General features: G+C 54.5%; 17 protein-coding genes and 1 rRNA gene. 9 read left to right on the top strand and 9 right to left on the bottom strand.

The window, feature by feature from the left end; all coding sequences use genetic code 11:
- Nucleotides 1-9 precede the first annotated feature (9 nt).
- A 16S ribosomal RNA gene (locus GNG29_RS04470) occupies nt 10-1,549 on the bottom strand.
- Between the two features lie 365 nt (nt 1,550-1,914).
- Nucleotides 1,915-2,481 (bottom strand): D-glycero-beta-D-manno-heptose 1,7-bisphosphate 7-phosphatase, encoded by a 567-nt coding sequence (gene gmhB / locus GNG29_RS04465; RefSeq protein WP_103178360.1) that lies wholly within the window; start codon nt 2,479-2,481, stop codon nt 1,915-1,917.
- Nucleotides 2,482-2,668: 187 nt separating this feature from the next.
- Here gmhB and metN point away from each other — a divergent pair, with 187 nt between their 5' ends.
- The 7 genes from metN (at nt 2,669) to GNG29_RS04430 (ending at nt 9,128) form a co-directional block, all read left to right on the top strand.
- Complete coding sequence (metN, locus tag GNG29_RS04460) at nt 2,669-3,700, top strand: methionine ABC transporter ATP-binding protein MetN (RefSeq protein ID WP_156653941.1); 1,032 nt, start codon at nt 2,669-2,671, stop codon at nt 3,698-3,700.
- A complete protein-coding gene (locus tag GNG29_RS04455) occupies nt 3,693-4,346 on the top strand; it encodes a methionine ABC transporter permease MetI (protein WP_039030285.1) in 654 nt (217 codons plus the stop codon). Before metN ends, GNG29_RS04455 begins: the two co-directional genes overlap by 8 nt.
- A 39-nt stretch (nt 4,347-4,385) precedes the next feature.
- Nucleotides 4,386-5,201: a methionine ABC transporter substrate-binding lipoprotein MetQ gene (metQ, locus tag GNG29_RS04450; RefSeq protein WP_039030286.1), complete on the top strand. Its 816-nt coding sequence runs from the start codon at nt 4,386-4,388 to the stop codon at nt 5,199-5,201.
- 107 nt (nt 5,202-5,308) lie between these two features.
- A complete protein-coding gene (gene rcsF, locus GNG29_RS04445; protein ID WP_103178358.1) occupies nt 5,309-5,713 on the top strand; it encodes an Rcs stress response system protein RcsF in 405 nt (134 codons plus the stop codon).
- On the top strand, nt 5,710-6,417 hold the full coding sequence (gene tsaA / locus GNG29_RS04440; protein ID WP_103178357.1) for a tRNA (N6-threonylcarbamoyladenosine(37)-N6)-methyltransferase TrmO: 708 nt from the start codon (nt 5,710-5,712) through the stop codon (nt 6,415-6,417). The genes rcsF and tsaA overlap by 4 nt, the downstream gene beginning before the upstream one ends.
- A 111-nt stretch (nt 6,418-6,528) precedes the next feature.
- A complete protein-coding gene (gene proS, locus GNG29_RS04435; protein WP_156653940.1) occupies nt 6,529-8,247 on the top strand; it encodes a proline--tRNA ligase in 1,719 nt (572 codons plus the stop codon).
- Between the two features lie 56 nt (nt 8,248-8,303).
- A complete protein-coding gene (locus GNG29_RS04430; protein ID WP_103178355.1) occupies nt 8,304-9,128 on the top strand; it encodes a YaeF family permuted papain-like enzyme in 825 nt (274 codons plus the stop codon).
- A gap of 34 nt (nt 9,129-9,162) precedes the next feature.
- On the opposite strand, the gene nlpE is transcribed toward GNG29_RS04430, so the two are convergent.
- From nlpE to GNG29_RS04415, 3 genes are read right to left on the bottom strand one after another with little or no spacing between them, the layout of a single operon-like run.
- Entirely contained in the window at nt 9,163-9,861 is a 699-nt protein-coding gene (nlpE, locus tag GNG29_RS04425; protein WP_156653939.1) for an envelope stress response activation lipoprotein NlpE, read from the bottom strand.
- Between the two features lie 34 nt (nt 9,862-9,895).
- Nucleotides 9,896-10,318, bottom strand: a complete 423-nt coding sequence (gene arfB / locus GNG29_RS04420; RefSeq protein ID WP_103178353.1) for an alternative ribosome rescue aminoacyl-tRNA hydrolase ArfB — start codon at nt 10,316-10,318, stop codon at nt 9,896-9,898.
- On the bottom strand, nt 10,315-10,860 hold the full coding sequence (locus GNG29_RS04415; RefSeq protein WP_103178352.1) for a YaeQ family protein: 546 nt from the start codon (nt 10,858-10,860) through the stop codon (nt 10,315-10,317). The genes arfB and GNG29_RS04415 overlap by 4 nt, the downstream gene beginning before the upstream one ends.
- 198 nt (nt 10,861-11,058) lie before the next feature.
- On the opposite strand from GNG29_RS04415, the gene GNG29_RS04410 reads away from it, so the two are divergent.
- Both GNG29_RS04410 and rof read left to right on the top strand, forming a co-directional pair.
- The gene (locus GNG29_RS04410) at nt 11,059-11,259 is read left to right on the top strand and encodes a YaeP family protein (protein WP_156653938.1); all 201 of its coding nucleotides are present in this window, start codon (nt 11,059-11,061) and stop codon (nt 11,257-11,259) included.
- Nucleotides 11,246-11,506 carry a Rho-binding antiterminator gene (gene rof / locus GNG29_RS04405; protein WP_103178350.1) on the top strand — a complete coding sequence of 87 codons (261 nt, stop codon included), beginning with the start codon at nt 11,246-11,248 and terminating at the stop codon, nt 11,504-11,506. The genes GNG29_RS04410 and rof overlap by 14 nt, the downstream gene beginning before the upstream one ends.
- A 28-nt stretch (nt 11,507-11,534) precedes the next feature.
- Here rof and tilS read toward each other — a convergent pair whose 3' ends face one another.
- From tilS to accA, 4 genes are all read right to left on the bottom strand, one after another.
- The gene (tilS, locus tag GNG29_RS04400) at nt 11,535-12,827 is read right to left on the bottom strand and encodes a tRNA lysidine(34) synthetase TilS (RefSeq protein ID WP_103178349.1); all 1,293 of its coding nucleotides are present in this window, start codon (nt 12,825-12,827) and stop codon (nt 11,535-11,537) included.
- A 62-nt stretch (nt 12,828-12,889) separates the two neighbouring features.
- Nucleotides 12,890-13,279 (bottom strand): VOC family protein, encoded by a 390-nt coding sequence (locus GNG29_RS04395; protein WP_103178348.1) that lies wholly within the window; start codon nt 13,277-13,279, stop codon nt 12,890-12,892.
- 59 nt (nt 13,280-13,338) lie between these two features.
- Complete coding sequence (locus tag GNG29_RS04390; RefSeq protein WP_114387905.1) at nt 13,339-15,477, bottom strand: lysine decarboxylase LdcC; 2,139 nt, start codon at nt 15,475-15,477, stop codon at nt 13,339-13,341.
- Between the two features lie 100 nt (nt 15,478-15,577).
- Complete coding sequence (accA, locus tag GNG29_RS04385) at nt 15,578-16,537, bottom strand: acetyl-CoA carboxylase carboxyl transferase subunit alpha (RefSeq protein WP_103178346.1); 960 nt, start codon at nt 16,535-16,537, stop codon at nt 15,578-15,580.

The following is a 16,537-nucleotide window of genomic DNA, read 5'->3' as shown; positions in this document are numbered from 1 at the left end:
TCTTTAAGGTAAGGAGGTGATCCAACCGCAGGTTCCCCTACGGTTACCTTGTTACGACTTCACCCCAGTCATGAATCACAAAGTGGTAAGCGCCCTCCCGAAGGTTAAGCTACCTACTTCTTTTGCAACCCACTCCCATGGTGTGACGGGCGGTGTGTACAAGGCCCGGGAACGTATTCACCGTAGCATTCTGATCTACGATTACTAGCGATTCCGACTTCATGGAGTCGAGTTGCAGACTCCAATCCGGACTACGACGCACTTTATGAGGTCCGCTTGCTCTCGCGAGGTCGCTTCTCTTTGTATGCGCCATTGTAGCACGTGTGTAGCCCTACTCGTAAGGGCCATGATGACTTGACGTCATCCCCACCTTCCTCCAGTTTATCACTGGCAGTCTCCTTTGAGTTCCCGGCCTAACCGCTGGCAACAAAGGATAAGGGTTGCGCTCGTTGCGGGACTTAACCCAACATTTCACAACACGAGCTGACGACAGCCATGCAGCACCTGTCTCAGAGTTCCCGAAGGCACCAAGCCATCTCTGGCAAGTTCTCTGGATGTCAAGAGTAGGTAAGGTTCTTCGCGTTGCATCGAATTAAACCACATGCTCCACCGCTTGTGCGGGCCCCCGTCAATTCATTTGAGTTTTAACCTTGCGGCCGTACTCCCCAGGCGGTCGACTTAACGCGTTAGCTCCGGAAGCCACGCCTCAAGGGCACAACCTCCAAGTCGACATCGTTTACGGCGTGGACTACCAGGGTATCTAATCCTGTTTGCTCCCCACGCTTTCGCACCTGAGCGTCAGTCTTTGTCCAGGGGGCCGCCTTCGCCACCGGTATTCCTCCAGATCTCTACGCATTTCACCGCTACACCTGGAATTCTACCCCCCTCTACAAGACTCAAGCCTGCCAGTTTCAAATGCAGTTCCCAGGTTGAGCCCGGGGATTTCACATCTGACTTAACAGACCGCCTGCGTGCGCTTTACGCCCAGTAATTCCGATTAACGCTTGCACCCTCCGTATTACCGCGGCTGCTGGCACGGAGTTAGCCGGTGCTTCTTCTGCGAGTAACGTCAATCACTGCGGTTATTAACCACAATGCCTTCCTCCTCGCTGAAAGTACTTTACAACCCGAAGGCCTTCTTCATACACGCGGCATGGCTGCATCAGGCTTGCGCCCATTGTGCAATATTCCCCACTGCTGCCTCCCGTAGGAGTCTGGACCGTGTCTCAGTTCCAGTGTGGCTGGTCATCCTCTCAGACCAGCTAGGGATCGTCGCCTAGGTGAGCCATTACCCCACCTACTAGCTAATCCCATCTGGGCACATCCGATGGCAAGAGGCCCGAAGGTCCCCCTCTTTGGTCTTGCGACGTTATGCGGTATTAGCTACCGTTTCCAGTAGTTATCCCCCTCCATCAGGCAGTTTCCCAGACATTACTCACCCGTCCGCCACTCGTCACCCGAGAGCAAGCTCTCTGTGCTACCGTTCGACTTGCATGTGTTAGGCCTGCCGCCAGCGTTCAATCTGAGCCATGATCAAACTCTTCAATTTAAGTTTGATGCTCGTGAATTAAACTTCGTAATGAATTACGTGTTCACTCAGAGACTTGGTATTCATTTTTCGTCCGAGGACGTTAAGAATCCATGTCACTTTGAGTGCCCACACAGATTGTCTGATAAATTGTTAAAGAGCAGTGCAACGCGGCTTTCGCTCACCGTTGCGAGGTGGCGTATATTACGCTTTCCTCTTTCAGAGTCAAGCGATTATTTTCGCTTTTCTCCTCAACCGGCCCGGCTGTTTGTGTGAAGTGATTCACATCTGCCGTGTCGATGGAGGCGCATTATAGGGAGTTCTTCGGCGCTGACAAGCGGAAAAAGACAATTTTATTTCAACCGCTCACCTTTTCGCCACAACGCCTATTTTTGCTGCTTTTTGATGGTTTCCGGCAGCACTGCCAGGCTGTTAATCACGCAATCCGCTGCATTTTCCGCTTCAGGCGTGACAGGCTTGCCAGTACGCACCAGAATTTTATGACCCACGCCTGCCGCGGCAGCTGCCTGCATATCTTCCAGTTTATCGCCCACCATATATGAAGCGCTCATATCTATATGAAGGAACTCTTGTGCGGAAGTGAGCATACCCGGGTGTGGTTTTCGGCAATCACAGGTCTGGCGATACTCGTCTACGGTCCCCTGTGGGTGATGCGGACAATAATAGATACCGTCCAGATCAACGCCGCGATCCGCCAGTGACCAGTCCATCCATTCCGTTAAGGTCTCAAACTGTGCTTCGGTGAATTTACCGCGCGCGATACCTGACTGGTTGGTGACGACCACCAGCGCAAATCCCATCTCTTTTAATTCACGCATGGCTTCAATAACGCCATCGATGAATTCAAATTCGTCTATCTCATGCACATAACCATGATCGACATTAATTGTGCCGTCACGATCGAGAAAAATTGCGGGTACTGATTTTGCCACCGGTTTGCTCCTGAATAGGGATGTCTGCGTAGTATCTCATGTTTCACTGCGCAAGAAAGTGCTCATCGCGCAGAGTTGGATTGATTTAGACGTCTGGATGCCTTAACATCCGTTTTGTTGACGGTCATCGCCCGTATCAGGCAGCAGAAAATGCCACGGCTAACTTACATACGATAAAAATAATCTAATGATTAAACTTTCGAATATCACCAAAGTGTTCCAGCAAGGGAACCGTACCATTCAGGCGTTGAACAACGTTAGCCTGCATGTTCCGGCTGGACAGATTTATGGCGTCATTGGCGCCTCAGGTGCAGGTAAAAGTACGCTCATTCGTTGCGTTAACCTGCTTGAACGCCCGACCGAAGGCCACGTTCAGGTTGATGGTACGGAACTGACTACGCTTTCAGAAGCAGAACTGACTAAAGCCCGCCGCCAGATTGGCATGATCTTCCAGCACTTTAACCTGCTCTCTTCGCGCACCGTGTTTGGCAACGTTGCCCTGCCGCTGGAGCTGGATAACACGCCCAAAGACGAAATCAAACGTCGCGTTAGCGAACTGCTGGATCTGGTCGGTCTGAGCGAGAAGCACGACACCTTCCCGGCCAACTTGTCCGGCGGACAAAAACAGCGCGTGGCGATTGCGCGTGCGCTGGCCAGTAATCCTAAAGTATTGCTCTGTGACGAAGCCACCAGCGCCCTGGATCCGGCAACGACCCGCTCGATTCTGGAGCTCTTAAAGGACATTAACCGTCGCCTGGGGCTGACCATCCTCCTTATTACGCACGAGATGGATGTGGTTAAGCGCATCTGCGACTGTGTGGCGGTGATAAGCCAGGGTGAACTGATTGAACAAGACACCGTCAGCGAAGTGTTCTCGCATCCGAAAACCCCACTGGCGCAGCAGTTTATTCAGGCCACGCTGCATCTGGATATTCCGGAAGACTATCTGGCACGTTTAAAGGCACAACCAGAAGCAAACAGCGTTCCAATGCTGCGGATGGAGTTTACCGGCAAGTCAGTGGATGCCCCGCTGCTGTCAGAAACTGCCCGCCGCTTCAATGTGAACAACAACATTATTAGCGCGCAGATGGATTACGCCGGTGGCGTGAAGTTCGGCATCATGCTGACTGAAATGCACGGTACGCAAGAAGATACGCAGGCGGCGATCGCCTGGCTGCAAGAGCATCATGTAAAAGTTGAGGTACTGGGTTATGTCTGAGGCAATGATGTGGTTGCTGGCACGCGGCGTATGGGAAACGCTGGCGATGACCTTCGTATCGGGCTTCTTCGGTTTTGTCATTGGTCTGCCGGTGGGCGTGCTGCTGTACGTTACCCGTCCGGGCCAGATAATTGAGAACGCAAAACTTTACCGCACGCTCTCCGCGCTGGTGAACATCTTCCGTTCCATTCCCTTCATCATTCTGTTGGTATGGATGATCCCCTTCACTCGCGTTATTGTGGGCACGTCCATTGGCCTGCAGGCTGCCATCGTCCCCCTGACCGTGGGCGCGGCACCGTTTATCGCCCGTATGGTTGAGAACGCGCTGTTAGAGATCCCATCGGGCCTGATTGAAGCGTCCCGCGCCATGGGTGCGACGCCGATGCAGATCGTTCGCAAGGTCTTACTGCCAGAAGCATTACCAGGTCTGGTCAACGCGGCCACCATCACGCTCATTACTCTGGTGGGTTACTCAGCGATGGGTGGTGCGGTAGGCGCCGGCGGTCTGGGACAGATCGGCTATCAGTATGGTTACATTGGCTACAATGCTACCGTTATGAATACCGTGCTGGTTCTGCTGGTTGTACTGGTTTATCTCATTCAATTCTCTGGCGATCGCATCGTCCGGGCTGTTACGCACAAATAACGTTACACAACACAAACTCGACGAGTTAAGGATAAAAACATGGCGTTTAAATTTAAGACCTTTGCTGCGGTAGGCGCGCTGATCGGCTCTCTGGCACTGGTAGGTTGTGGCCAGGACGAAAAAGATCCAAACCACATCAAAGTGGGTGTTATCGTCGGTGCGGAGCAGCAGGTTGCAGAGACGGCAGCGAAAGTGGCGAAAGAGAAGTATGGCCTGGACGTGGAGCTGGTGACGTTTAACGATTATGTACTGCCTAACGAAGCGCTGAGCAAAGGCGATATCGATGCTAACGCCTTCCAGCACAAACCGTACCTGGATCAGCAGATCAAAGATCGTGGCTACAAGCTGGTTGCGGTGGGCAATACTTTCGTTTACCCAATCGCGGGCTACTCCAAAAAAATCAAATCATTAGAAGAACTGCAGGACGGTTCTCAGGTAGCAGTACCTAACGATCCAACCAACCTTGGCCGTTCCCTGCTGCTGCTGCAGAAAGTGGGTCTGATTAAACTGAAAGATGGTGTTGGCCTGCTGCCGACCGTTCTGGACGTGACCGAGAATCCAAAAAACCTGAAAATTGTTGAGCTGGAAGCGCCACAGCTGCCACGTTCTCTGGATGATGCGCAGATCGCCCTGGCGGTTATCAACACCACTTACGCCAGCCAGATTAACCTGACGCCAGCGAAAGACGGTATCTTCGTGGAAGATAAAGACTCTCCGTACGTTAATCTGATCGTTACCCGCGAAGATAACAAAGATGCGGAAAACGTGAAGAAGTTCGTACAGGCTTACCAGTCTGATGAAGTTTACCAGGAAGCAAACAAAGTCTTTAACGGTGGTGCAGTTAAAGGCTGGTAATCTTACCTTTGTGTAATATCATTCAGGACGGGCGTAAGCCCGTCTTGTCATTTATGCAGGCAACTGATTCAATATCTGACGATTTGATTATTCATTGAGGAAACAATATGCGTGCTTTACCGATCTGTCTTTTAGCACTGATGCTGAGCGGTTGTTCTATGCTAAGCAGATCTCCTGTTGAACCTGTTAAAAGCACAGCAACCCCGCCGAAAGTGGAGCCTGAAAAGCCAAAAGCACCACGTCCTGCGCCGGTCAGAATCTATACCAAGGCTGAAGATTTAGTGGGTAAACCGTTCCGCGATCTGGGTGAAGTCTCGGGCGAATCTTGCCAGGCCACCAACCAGGATTCTCCTCCAAATATCCCTACTGCGCGTAAACGCATGCAGATCAATGCCTCTAAAATGAAGGCCAATGCGGTTCTGCTGCACAGCTGCGAAGTTACCAGCGGCACACCTGGCTGCTATCGTCAGGCCGTTTGCGTAGGTTCTGCCCTTAACGTCTCGGCGAAATGAGTGCATTCCAGTTCGAGCAGATAGGCGTTATTCGCTCACCCTATAAAGAGAAGTTTGCCGTGCCACGCCAGCCTGGTCTGGTGAAAAGCTGTAGCGGCGAACTTCACTTGCTCGCGCCCTATAATCAGGCCGATGCCGTGCGCGGACTGGAAGCGTTCAGCCACCTGTGGGTGCTGTTTATCTTTCATCAGACCATGGCTGGCGGCTGGCGCCCTACCGTGCGCCCACCTCGTCTCGGCGGTAACGCCCGAATGGGAGTGTTTGCCACGCGCTCGACCTTTCGTCCAAACCCTGTCGGTATGTCGCTCATCGAACTGAAAGGCATTCGCTGCCAGAAGGATCAGGTGATTCTGGAGCTTGGCAGCCTGGATCTGGTGGACGGTACGCCCGTAGTGGATATCAAACCTTACCTGCCCTTTGCAGAAGCCTTGCCGGATGCGCGTGCCAGCTACGCCCAGCAGGCCCCCCAGGCAGATACGCCGGTCTGGTTTACCGATGCGCTCACCCCCCAGTTGATCCAGCTGGAGAAGCGCTATCCTCGACTGCGGGAATTTATCATCGACGTGCTGGCCCAGGATCCCCGTCCGGCCTACCGTAAAGAGGAAGAGGCCGGGAAAACCTACGCCGTCCTGTTGCTGGATTTTAACGTTCGCTGGCGCGTTACCGCGGCGGGCTTTGAAGTGTTTGCCCTCGAGCCGCAGTAATTTTATCCTCTTCTCTTTTGGCATCTTTGCCACACTGGTAAACTAAACCACTTTTTTTGTGTCAGGCTGCCGGTCAGCCTGTTCCACTCTTCGAAATGGAACCGTAACAACATGCGTACTAGCCAATATCTGCTCTCCACTCTGAAGGAGACACCTGCCGACGCCGAGGTGATCAGCCACCAGCTGATGCTGCGCGCCGGGATGATCCGCAAGCTGGCCTCCGGGTTATACACCTGGTTGCCGACCGGCGTGCGCGTCCTGAAAAAAGTCGAAAACATCGTGCGTGAAGAGATGAATAACGCCGGTGCTATCGAGGTGTTAATGCCGGTAGTTCAGCCCTCTGAACTGTGGCAGGAGAGTGGTCGCTGGGAGCAGTATGGTCCGGAACTGCTGCGTATTGCCGATCGTGGCGATCGTCCATTCGTTCTCGGCCCAACGCATGAAGAGGTCATTACCGATCTGATCCGCAACGAGCTGAGCTCATACAAGCAGTTGCCGCTGAACTTCTTCCAGATCCAGACCAAATTCCGTGATGAAGTGCGTCCACGTTTTGGCGTCATGCGCTCTCGCGAATTCCTGATGAAAGATGCTTACTCTTTCCACACTTCTCAGGAATCGCTGCAGGAGACCTATGACAAGATGTACGAAGCGTACAGCAAAATCTTCTCCCGCATGGGGCTGGATTTCCGCGCCGTTCAGGCTGATACCGGTTCTATCGGCGGTAGCGCATCCCATGAGTTCCAGGTACTGGCACAGAGCGGTGAAGACGATGTGATCTTCTCTGACTCCTCTGATTACGCCGCGAACATTGAGTTTGCAGAAGCTCTGGCGCCAAAAGCGCCACGTGCTGCGGCAACCGAAGAGATGAAGCTGGTTGATACACCAAACGCGAAAACCATCGCCGAGCTGGTTGAGCAGTTCAATCTGCCGATCGAAAAAACGGTCAAAACCCTGCTGGTGAAATCCACCGAAGGCAGCGCCTACCCGCTGGTTGCTCTGCTGGTCCGTGGCGATCACGAGTTGAACGAAGTGAAAGCCGAGAAGCTGCCACAGGTTGCAAGCCCGTTAACCTTCGCAACGGAAGCGGAAATTCGCGCCGTCGTCAACGCGGGTCCAGGTTCTCTGGGTCCGGTGAATATGCCTGTTCCTGTTGTGGTTGACCGCACGGTCGCCGCGATGAGCGATTTCTCCGCTGGCGCGAACATCGACGGCAAACACTATTTCGGTATTAACTGGGATCGCGACGTCGCGACGCCAGAAGTGGCGGATATTCGTAACGTGGTGGCAGGCGATCCAAGCCCGGACGGCAACGGCACCCTGATGATCAAACGCGGTATCGAAGTCGGGCATATCTTCCAGCTGGGTGATAAATACTCCCGCGCGCTGAACGCCGCCGTTCAGGGTGAAGATGGCCGTAACCAGATCCTGACCATGGGCTGCTACGGTATTGGGGTGACCCGTGTGGTTGCTGCCGCTATTGAGCAGAACTACGACGAGCGTGGCATCGTCTGGCCGGACAACATCGCTCCGTTCCAGGTGGCGATCCTGCCGATGAACATGCATAAGTCCTACCGTGTGCAGGAGCTGGCGGAAAAACTCTACAGCGAGCTGCGTGCGCAGGGTATCGAAGTGCTGATGGACGATCGTAAAGAGCGCCCAGGCGTGATGTTTGCGGATATGGAACTGATCGGTATTCCGCACACCATCGTGATCGGCGATCGTAACCTCGATAATGACGAGATCGAGTATAAGTATCGTCGTAACGGTGAGAAGCAGATGATCAAAACCGGTGACGTGCTTGAGTATTTAATCAAAAACATCAAAGGTTGATGTCGTAAGAGGCCCTGATTTTCAGGGCCTCTTTTTTTACAAGGATTGTAAAAGATATGAAAATGCACAGGGCGTTGCATCGCCTGCTCGTTCCCTCTCTCTTTTTATTTTCCGGCTGTACGCTTGATGTCAGCAGACAGGAAAGCGCAGCAAATGCGGTAGAGGCTCAGTCGAAAAAATGGGCAATCAAACTGCAGCGCCAGAGTTCTCTTTCAGAAAAAAAGCTGCTCGAAATCACCGAAAAAGAGCTTAAAGCTGGCGATCTTCTCTTCTCATCCAGCATCGGGATTACGTCCCTTGGCATTCGCCTGCTCAGTACCTCGTCCGTCAGTCACGTTGCAGTTTATCTCGGCAATCATGATGTGGCAGAAGCGACAGGCAACGGGGTGCAAATTATAAGCCTGGAAGATGCCATGCAGCACAGCGACAAATTATTCGCTTTAAGGGTGCCCAACCTGACACCCGAGCAAGCGGCAACCATCAGAGTATTTGCTGAGCAGGCGCAACATAGCCGCTATAACTATCGGGGAATAATTGAGTTTGTTCCCTTCATGGTGACAAAACAGTTATGTTCGCTGAATCCCTTCTCAGAAACTTTTCGCCAGCAGTGCGTTAGCGGCTTTGCCACTGCGCAATTAAGCAGAACAAGCGAAGATGAAAAAAAGGCGTGGTTTTGTTCGGAATTTGTTAGCGATGCCTTCCTGAAGGCGGGTCACCCGCTGACGATGGCAGAATCGGGCTGGATAAGCCCTGCCGATTTGATGCATATGCGTGAAGGCGATATCTCCACCTATAAACCTGAAACAGAGCTACGGTACATTGGCCATCTCAAACCCGGAATTTACATCAAAACGCGTCGCTTTGTAGGACTCAGGCCCTGATAATTGGGCCGGCAACCCCCTCCGGCCCAGCTTCTCAACGAGACTGACAATCTTTGCCAGCCTGGAAGGCTGCATCTTTATCGACTATCAGCGTTTTAACGCTTTGACCACTGTCCGGGTTGGCCTCAAGAGTAAAATGCCCGTTCACGGTGAGCAGCACCGGTTTAGTATCATTTCCGCGCGCCGCCGCGTAATCCCGCTCCAGCTGCGCGTTATTCGCTACGCTCACCTTTTTGCCGGTGGCACAGTCGGTGAAGCTCGCCGCATCAGCCATATAGAAATACATGCCGCGCATCGCCATTGGTGTTGATGGCAGGGCAGCGTTAACGGGCGCCAGGGTGTAGTTAAACTGCGACTCGATCGGATTTCCTTCCCGATCGAGCATCTCCAGCCCTTCGCCTTTCGCCCGGAAATAGTGCTTTTCGCCCTGCGTGTCCGTCAGCACCAGCTTATCCGCTGTTCGCGCCCAGCTGCCATAGCTGGCGAAAGAGGAAGGCGCCTTTGCCCCCTGATAATGTTGGTTCATTACCCAGGTGCCATCTTTTTCCAGAAACAGTGAGGTTTCGATACCTTCGCAGTCGGCGCAGGGTAAAACGCCCCGCCAGCTCTGCTGCATCGGTTTTAGCGCCTCTTCATGGGCTGGCTCCAGCGCCTGCACCTCTGCCCGGTTATGACATCCCATCAGGATGGCCAGCGCGCCTGCAGCCACCACTGAAAATATTGCTGTTTTCACATCAGATTCCTTTTCTCAACCCGCCTGCTCCCCGTTAATCCTGGGGGCCTCGAACTTTGCCACGCAGTGCTTTGACGGTCGATTTTTGTGATTTAGAAGCCAGACGGCGCTCTTTCGATGCGCGTGTCGGGCGGGTTGCCCGCCGGCTTTTTTGCACTGCCGTTAACTCTTGTATTACCGCCACCAGCCGGGCAAGCGCGGCTTCCCGGTTCATCTCCTGGCTGCGGTACTCCTGCGCCTTGATAATAATGATGCCGTCAGAGGTGATCAGATGATGGCTGGCGGCGAGCAGGCGCTCTTTATAATACTCTGGCAGGCTGGATGCCCGAATGTCAAAGCGCAGATGAATAGCCGTTGAGGTTTTGTTCACATGCTGGCCCCCTGCTCCCTGGGCGCGGATCGCGGTGATCTCCACTTCATGATCGGGCAGGGCGACGGTTCGGGAGACTACGATCATGAACGGGACTGCCAGGCTTCCGGATGAATTTCCAGATTATTCTCAGCATCCGACAGCCAGATGGCGCCATCCTGAATGGTTGCCTGCAGAATCATGGTTCGACCGGCAAATGCGCTCAGCTTAGCCAGTTGATCATCATCCAGATACCAGACAGACAGGTTGGCAAACTGGGCGCACTTATTCTTGTTCTGCTGCCACCAGATCTCCGCTGCGCGGCTGTTGTAGGTAAAGAGCGCCACTTCAGCAGATTGCGTGCAGGCTTTCTTGATGCGACGCTCATCCGGCAGGCCCAGCTCAATCCAGAGATCGATACCCAGATGATCGTTGAGCAGCCAGGCTTCCGGCTCGTCTTCCGCGCTTAACCCGCGGGTAAATTGCAGGCGCTCATTGGCGTACTTAATCCACGCCAGCAGGCGCAGCATCATGCGCTCTTGCGTTTCGGAGGGATGACGCGCCAGCGTCAAGGTCGCATCCAGAAACTGATTGCGGTCTAAATCCGCCACATTGACCGCGGCTTTGTAAATTGTCGCTTTAAGCGCCATGAGAGAACTCCTTTCGAATCAGGTGCGCATTGTAGCGAAATCTCCGCCAAAAGGCTGTTACAGGCTTGAGAATGTCTGCGACATCAACCTGCTGATATTGCTTAAATGAGTATGGTATAGTCACCTTGCTAAACCGAGTTTATCTTCGTAGGCTTAATGGTATCTCACAGTAAAGTCAGTGCGCTGGCAGGAGGGGATGTGGATAATTATTGTGAGCTAATTCGCAAACGGTATGCGGAGATTGCCAGCGGCGATCTGGGGTATATCCCCGATGCGTTGGGCTGTGTATTGAAAGTTCTGAATGAAATGGCGTCGGATGGCACGCTTTCAGAATCGGTCAGAGAAAAAGCAGCATATGCTGCTGCGAATTTACTGGTGAGCGATTATGTCAATGAATGATACCTATCAACCTATTAACTGCGATGATTACGACAATCTCGAACTCGCCTGCCAGCATCACCTGCTTCTTACGCTGGCGTTAAAAGATGGCGAAGTGCTGAAGGCCAGGGCGAACGATCTGGTTTCCCGTAAGAACGTGGAGTATCTGGTTGTGGAAGAAGGCGGCGCAACGCGCGAACTGCGTCTCGATAAAATAGCCAGCTTCAGTCATCCCGAAATCGGCACCGTTGTGGTGAGCGAGTCCTGATCCCGTGTAACGGGCAGCCTGCTGCCCGTTACGTTTTCCACTCCAGCTCTACGCCCCGCTCCGCTTCAGCCGCCCCTTCATGCGTTATAAACACCCCCGCCGCTGCCACCAACGTTTCTCCGTAAAATAGAAGCGGCGTGCTGTCCCGATGCCAGGGGGCAACGTTAAGTTCCTGCCAGATTTTTTTGATCTTGCGTCCGCCGTTTCGCCCGACAATGTGCAGCGTACCGCTGGCGCGAAAGCGCACCGTCACGGGCTCATCTGCCCGCGGCAGTCGAAGAGCGCCCCCCGTCTTGAGATGAAGCGTACCCAGCCCTTCCGGCAGAGAGAGGGGCCGCTCCAGCAACGGCCAGTCGATAACCCGATCGGCCAGCGAGGCGTGGACTTTCACCCACCACAGCTGACCGCGAAAGCGACGAATTTCACCTTCGCCGGAACGCAGCCGCGGTGCCGCGTCTTCCCGGGCCAGCACCACCTCATCCCAGATGCGATTAAGCATGTCGCGTGACGGCATTAACGCCCCGTGCAGCGCCAGCCATCGGCGCAGCAACGCGGCCCGGCGTACCGCACTCATCGCCTGCAGCGGCGCGATAGCCAGCGCCCCGTCTGGGGAGACTAATGTTGAAAGCTCGTCTGCCAGCAGTTCATCCAGCAGGTGCTCCTGCTCCGCGCACAGCGTGGCGCTGCGGGAGGTGGCCTGAGCAAAATGCGGCCAACGCTCTGCCAGCAGCGGCAGGACGCGCAGACGCAAAAAATTGCGGTCATAGCTGTCGTCCTGGTTGCTTTCATCCTCAATCCAGCGCAGATCCCAACGCTGCGCCCAGGCCAGCAGCGAGTCTCGCGTTTCACCAATGAGGGGGCGAATTTGTTCGGTACCGGCAAAACGCGCCCGCGCGGGCATGGCCGACAGCCCCGCCGGGCCACTGCCGCGCTTTAGCGCCAGCAGAAAAGTTTCACACTGATCGTCCAGATGTTGCGCCGTGACCAGCGCTTCATCCGGCAACAGGGCCTCACGAAAGGCGGCATAACGCGCTTTACGCGCCTGCGCCTCCAGCCCCAGCCCCTCCTCCGCCAGCGTTACCCGCGCCACGATCAGCGGGATATTCCACTGCTGGCACAGGTGCTGGCAATGGGCGACCCAGCTGTCGGCGTGGGGGCTCAGGCCATGGTGAATATGGATAGCGCGCAGCTCAAGGTCCGGCTCCTGTTCCCGCCACAGCATTAGCTGATGCAGCAATACCGTGGAATCCAGGCCACCGCTAAAGCCCACCAGCAGTCGGCGGTACGGGTGAAGAGCTTGCTGAAGGTCGGCTGTGGTCATCGTCGTCATTTATCCAGGAAGGTGCCCGGCACGTTACCGGGCATTCCCTGGCGAGGCAAGCGTTACTGCTGGTAGAGCTCCAGCGGCAGGCCATCAGGATCGTTGAAAAAGGTGAAGCGCTTTCCGGTGAAGGGATCGATACGGATGGCTTCGCACTTAACACCGTGGGATTCAAGATGCTCTACCGCCTGGTCAATGTCATCCACACTGAACGCCAGATGACGTAAACCGCAGGCTTCGGGCCGGGACGGACGCGCCGGCGGGAAGGGGAACGAAAAGAGCTCAATGACATACTGACCATTCAGCGCCAGGTCGCCTTTCCAGGAATCACGCTCTTCGCGGTAAAACTCACTTTGCAGGGTAAATCCCAGCGTATCGCAGTAAAACGCCTTACTGGCGGCATAGTCGGTGGCAATGATTGCAATGTGATGAACCTGCTTTAAACCCAGCATAGCCTCTCCTTATTGGTGTGCCTGAACGTTATATCCGAACCCCCTTGCCGTGCAAGGGGTCATGACGCTTTTAAGACCCGTACCCGGTAGATGCCGTTTTCATCCCGTTTGGCACCGTGGATGTCGGTTTCAAAGCCGGGATAGTGGCGGCCAATCGAGCAGAGCATTAACAGGAAATCGAGAACCGCCCTGCTCTTCTCGGTGATCATCTCACCGGGCATAAGCAGCGGCACACCAGGAGGATAAGGGAGGATCATATTGGCCGACACCCGGCCAACCAGATCCTCCAGATCGACCGTCTCTACCTCCCCCTTCACCTGACGCTGCCAGGCGTGATGCGGGGTGAGCTTCATTTCTGGCAGGACATCAAACGCCTGCAGCATCAGTCGCGGCAAGTCGTGCTGACGAATGAGCTTGTGAATGCCTTTAGCCAGATCCTGAATACGCATGTTGCGGTAGAAGTCGGGATCTTCGGCATAGAGATCCGGCAGCATGTTCTTGACCCGCAAATTCAGATCGTAGGCGCGCTTAAACTCCATCAATCCGCGCAGCAAACCCATCGCCCGGGTTTTGTCGATACCGATACTGAACAGGAAAAGCAGATTGTACGGCCCGGTTTTTTCGACCACCACGCCGCGCTCGTCGAGGAATTTCGCTACCAGCGCCGCCGGGATCCCCTCTTCACTCATCACTCCCTGCTCGTCCATACCTGGCGTCAGAATGGTGACTTTGACCGGATCGAGGAACATATGATCCTCATCGGCATCGCGGAAACCATGCCAGCTCTCGCCCGGCGCCACCGGCCAGCATTCAGCTTCGTCAATGTCGTCCGGCTGCCAGATATCGAAGAACCAGCCGTCGGCTTCATCTTTAAGGCGCTGAACCTCTTTGCGGAAGTGCAGGGCGCGCTCAACGGAGCGGTTGATCAGGCGCTTACCGGGATTACCACGCAGCATCGCCGCTGCCGTTTCAATGGAGGCCACCAGCGGATAGCTGGGCGAGGTGGTGGTGTGCATCATAAAGGCTTCGTTGAAGGTATCTTCATCGTACTCGCCCTTAATGTGAATCAGCGAGGCCTGAGAAAACGCAGCCAGCATTTTGTGCGTGGACTGGGTTTCGAAGAACACTTTACCCGGCAGGCGTTCACCGCTCATCCCGCTTTTTCCGGCATAGATGGGATGGAAATTGGTATAGGGGACCCAGGCAGAATCAAAATGGATGGAGGGCACATCGAGGGTCTGTTTCACCCAGTTGGTGTTGTACAGCAGGCCGTCGTAGGTGGAGTTGGTGATCACCGCGTGAACCGGCCAGCTTGCGCCCGGCACGGCTGCCACTTTGCGCTCTATTGCCGCATGAGAAAATTCCCGGCGCGGGATCCCGCCCAGAATGCCCAGCGCGTTGCGGGTCGGCGACAGCCAGAGCGGCACCACGTCACTCATCATCAGCAGGTGCGCCAGAGATTTATGGCAGTTGCGGTCGATCAGTAAAGTGCTGCCGCCCGGCGCAGCGTACATGCCAACGATCTTGTTCGACGTCGAGGTACCGTTGGTCACCATATAGCTCTGCTCGGCACCAAATGTACGGGCGATATACTCTTCAGCTTCGAGATGCGGGCCGGTATGATCCAGCAGCGATCCCAGCTCCGTCACCGAGATCGACACATCCGCCTTCAGGGTGTTCCCGCCAAAGAAGTCATAGAACAGACAGCCCACCGGGCTTTTCTGATACGCGGTTCCCGCCATATGACCGGGGGTACAGAAGGTGTACTTCCCCTCTTTTACGTAGGTGAAAAGGGCGCGGGTAAACGGCGGGGTTATGGTATCGAGGTACTCGCCGGTATATTGCTGAATGCGGGTAGCGATATCCTCGGCCACCCCCAGCGAGTACTCGAAGAACCACAGCGCCATGCGCATATCCTGGGCGCTGATATCCATCGTGGAGTGGGTATTGATAAAGGCGTAGAGCGGCAGGTATTCATTGAGTTGGTTGATGTCGCTGCACAACTCCATATCGTACTCGTCCCAGTCGAAGATGACGCCGCAGATACGGGGGTTATGTTCAATAAACTTCAGTAGATCGGCGCTGTTCTGCGGCCAGATTAGTTGAAACCCGCGCGATGCCAGCGCCTGCTCCAGCTCCTTGATGGGTTCGTCTTTATAAAAGACGCCGTGCGGCCCCATAATGGCAATGATGTTCACGGTTTACCTCCTTAAAAAACATTAGCTAAGCATAGTTGAGGTAAACCATGGACATAAAAAAAGCCGCAACAGGGTGCGGCTTTTAAGATTATTGCGTAGCTTATGCGTAGCCGTAGCTCATCAGACGCTGGTAACGGCGGTTCAGCAGATCTTCTTTGCTCAGCACGTCGAGGTCTGCGAGATCAGCCAGCAGCTGCGCCTTCAGGGAGGCGGCCATCACTTCTGGCTTACGATGCGCGCCACCCAGCGGTTCCGGGATAACGGTATCGATCAGCTTCAGCTCTTTCAGGCGAGGAGCGATAATGCCCATCGCTTCCGCAGCCATCGGGGCTTTATCGGCGCTTTTCCACAGAATGGAGGCACACCCTTCCGGGGAGATAACGGAATAGGTGCTGTACTGCAGCATATTCACTTTATCGCCCACACCAATGGCCAGCGCGCCACCGGAACCACCTTCACCGATAACGGTGCAGATAACCGGCACGCTTAAACGTGACATTTCACGCAGGTTACGGGCAATCGCTTCAGACTGACCGCGCTCTTCCGCGCCGACACCAGGATAGGCTCCCGGGGTGTCGATGAAGGTGATGATCGGCATGTTAAAACGCTCGGCCATCTCCATCAGACGCAGGGCTTTACGATAACCTTCTGGTGCTGGCATCCCGAAATTGCGGCGAATTTTTTCTTTGGTTTCGCGCCCCTTCTGGTGGCCAATAATCATCACCGGACGGCCGTCGAGACGCGCAATCCCACCAACGATAGCTTTATCGTCAGCGTATGCGCGGTCACCAGCCAGTTCGTCGAATTCATCAAACGCCAGGCGGACATAATCCAGGGTGTACGGACGCTGAGGATGGCGAGCCAGTTGAGCAACCTGCCATGCGCCGAGATCGGCAAAGATTTTACGCGTCAGTTCTACGCTTTTTTCACGCAGACGATGCACTTCTTCGTCGATGTTAATATCCAGTTTTTCATCCTGACGGCCCACGGCAGTCAGAGAATCGATTTTCGCTTCCAGCTCTGCAATCGGCTGTTCGAAATCAAGGAAATTCAGACTCAT

The sequence above is a fragment of the Leclercia sp. Colony189 genome, from assembly GCF_009740165.1.
Lineage (GTDB): Bacteria > Pseudomonadota > Gammaproteobacteria > Enterobacterales > Enterobacteriaceae > Enterobacter.
This window is presented reverse-complemented; position numbering and strand designations above follow the sequence as displayed.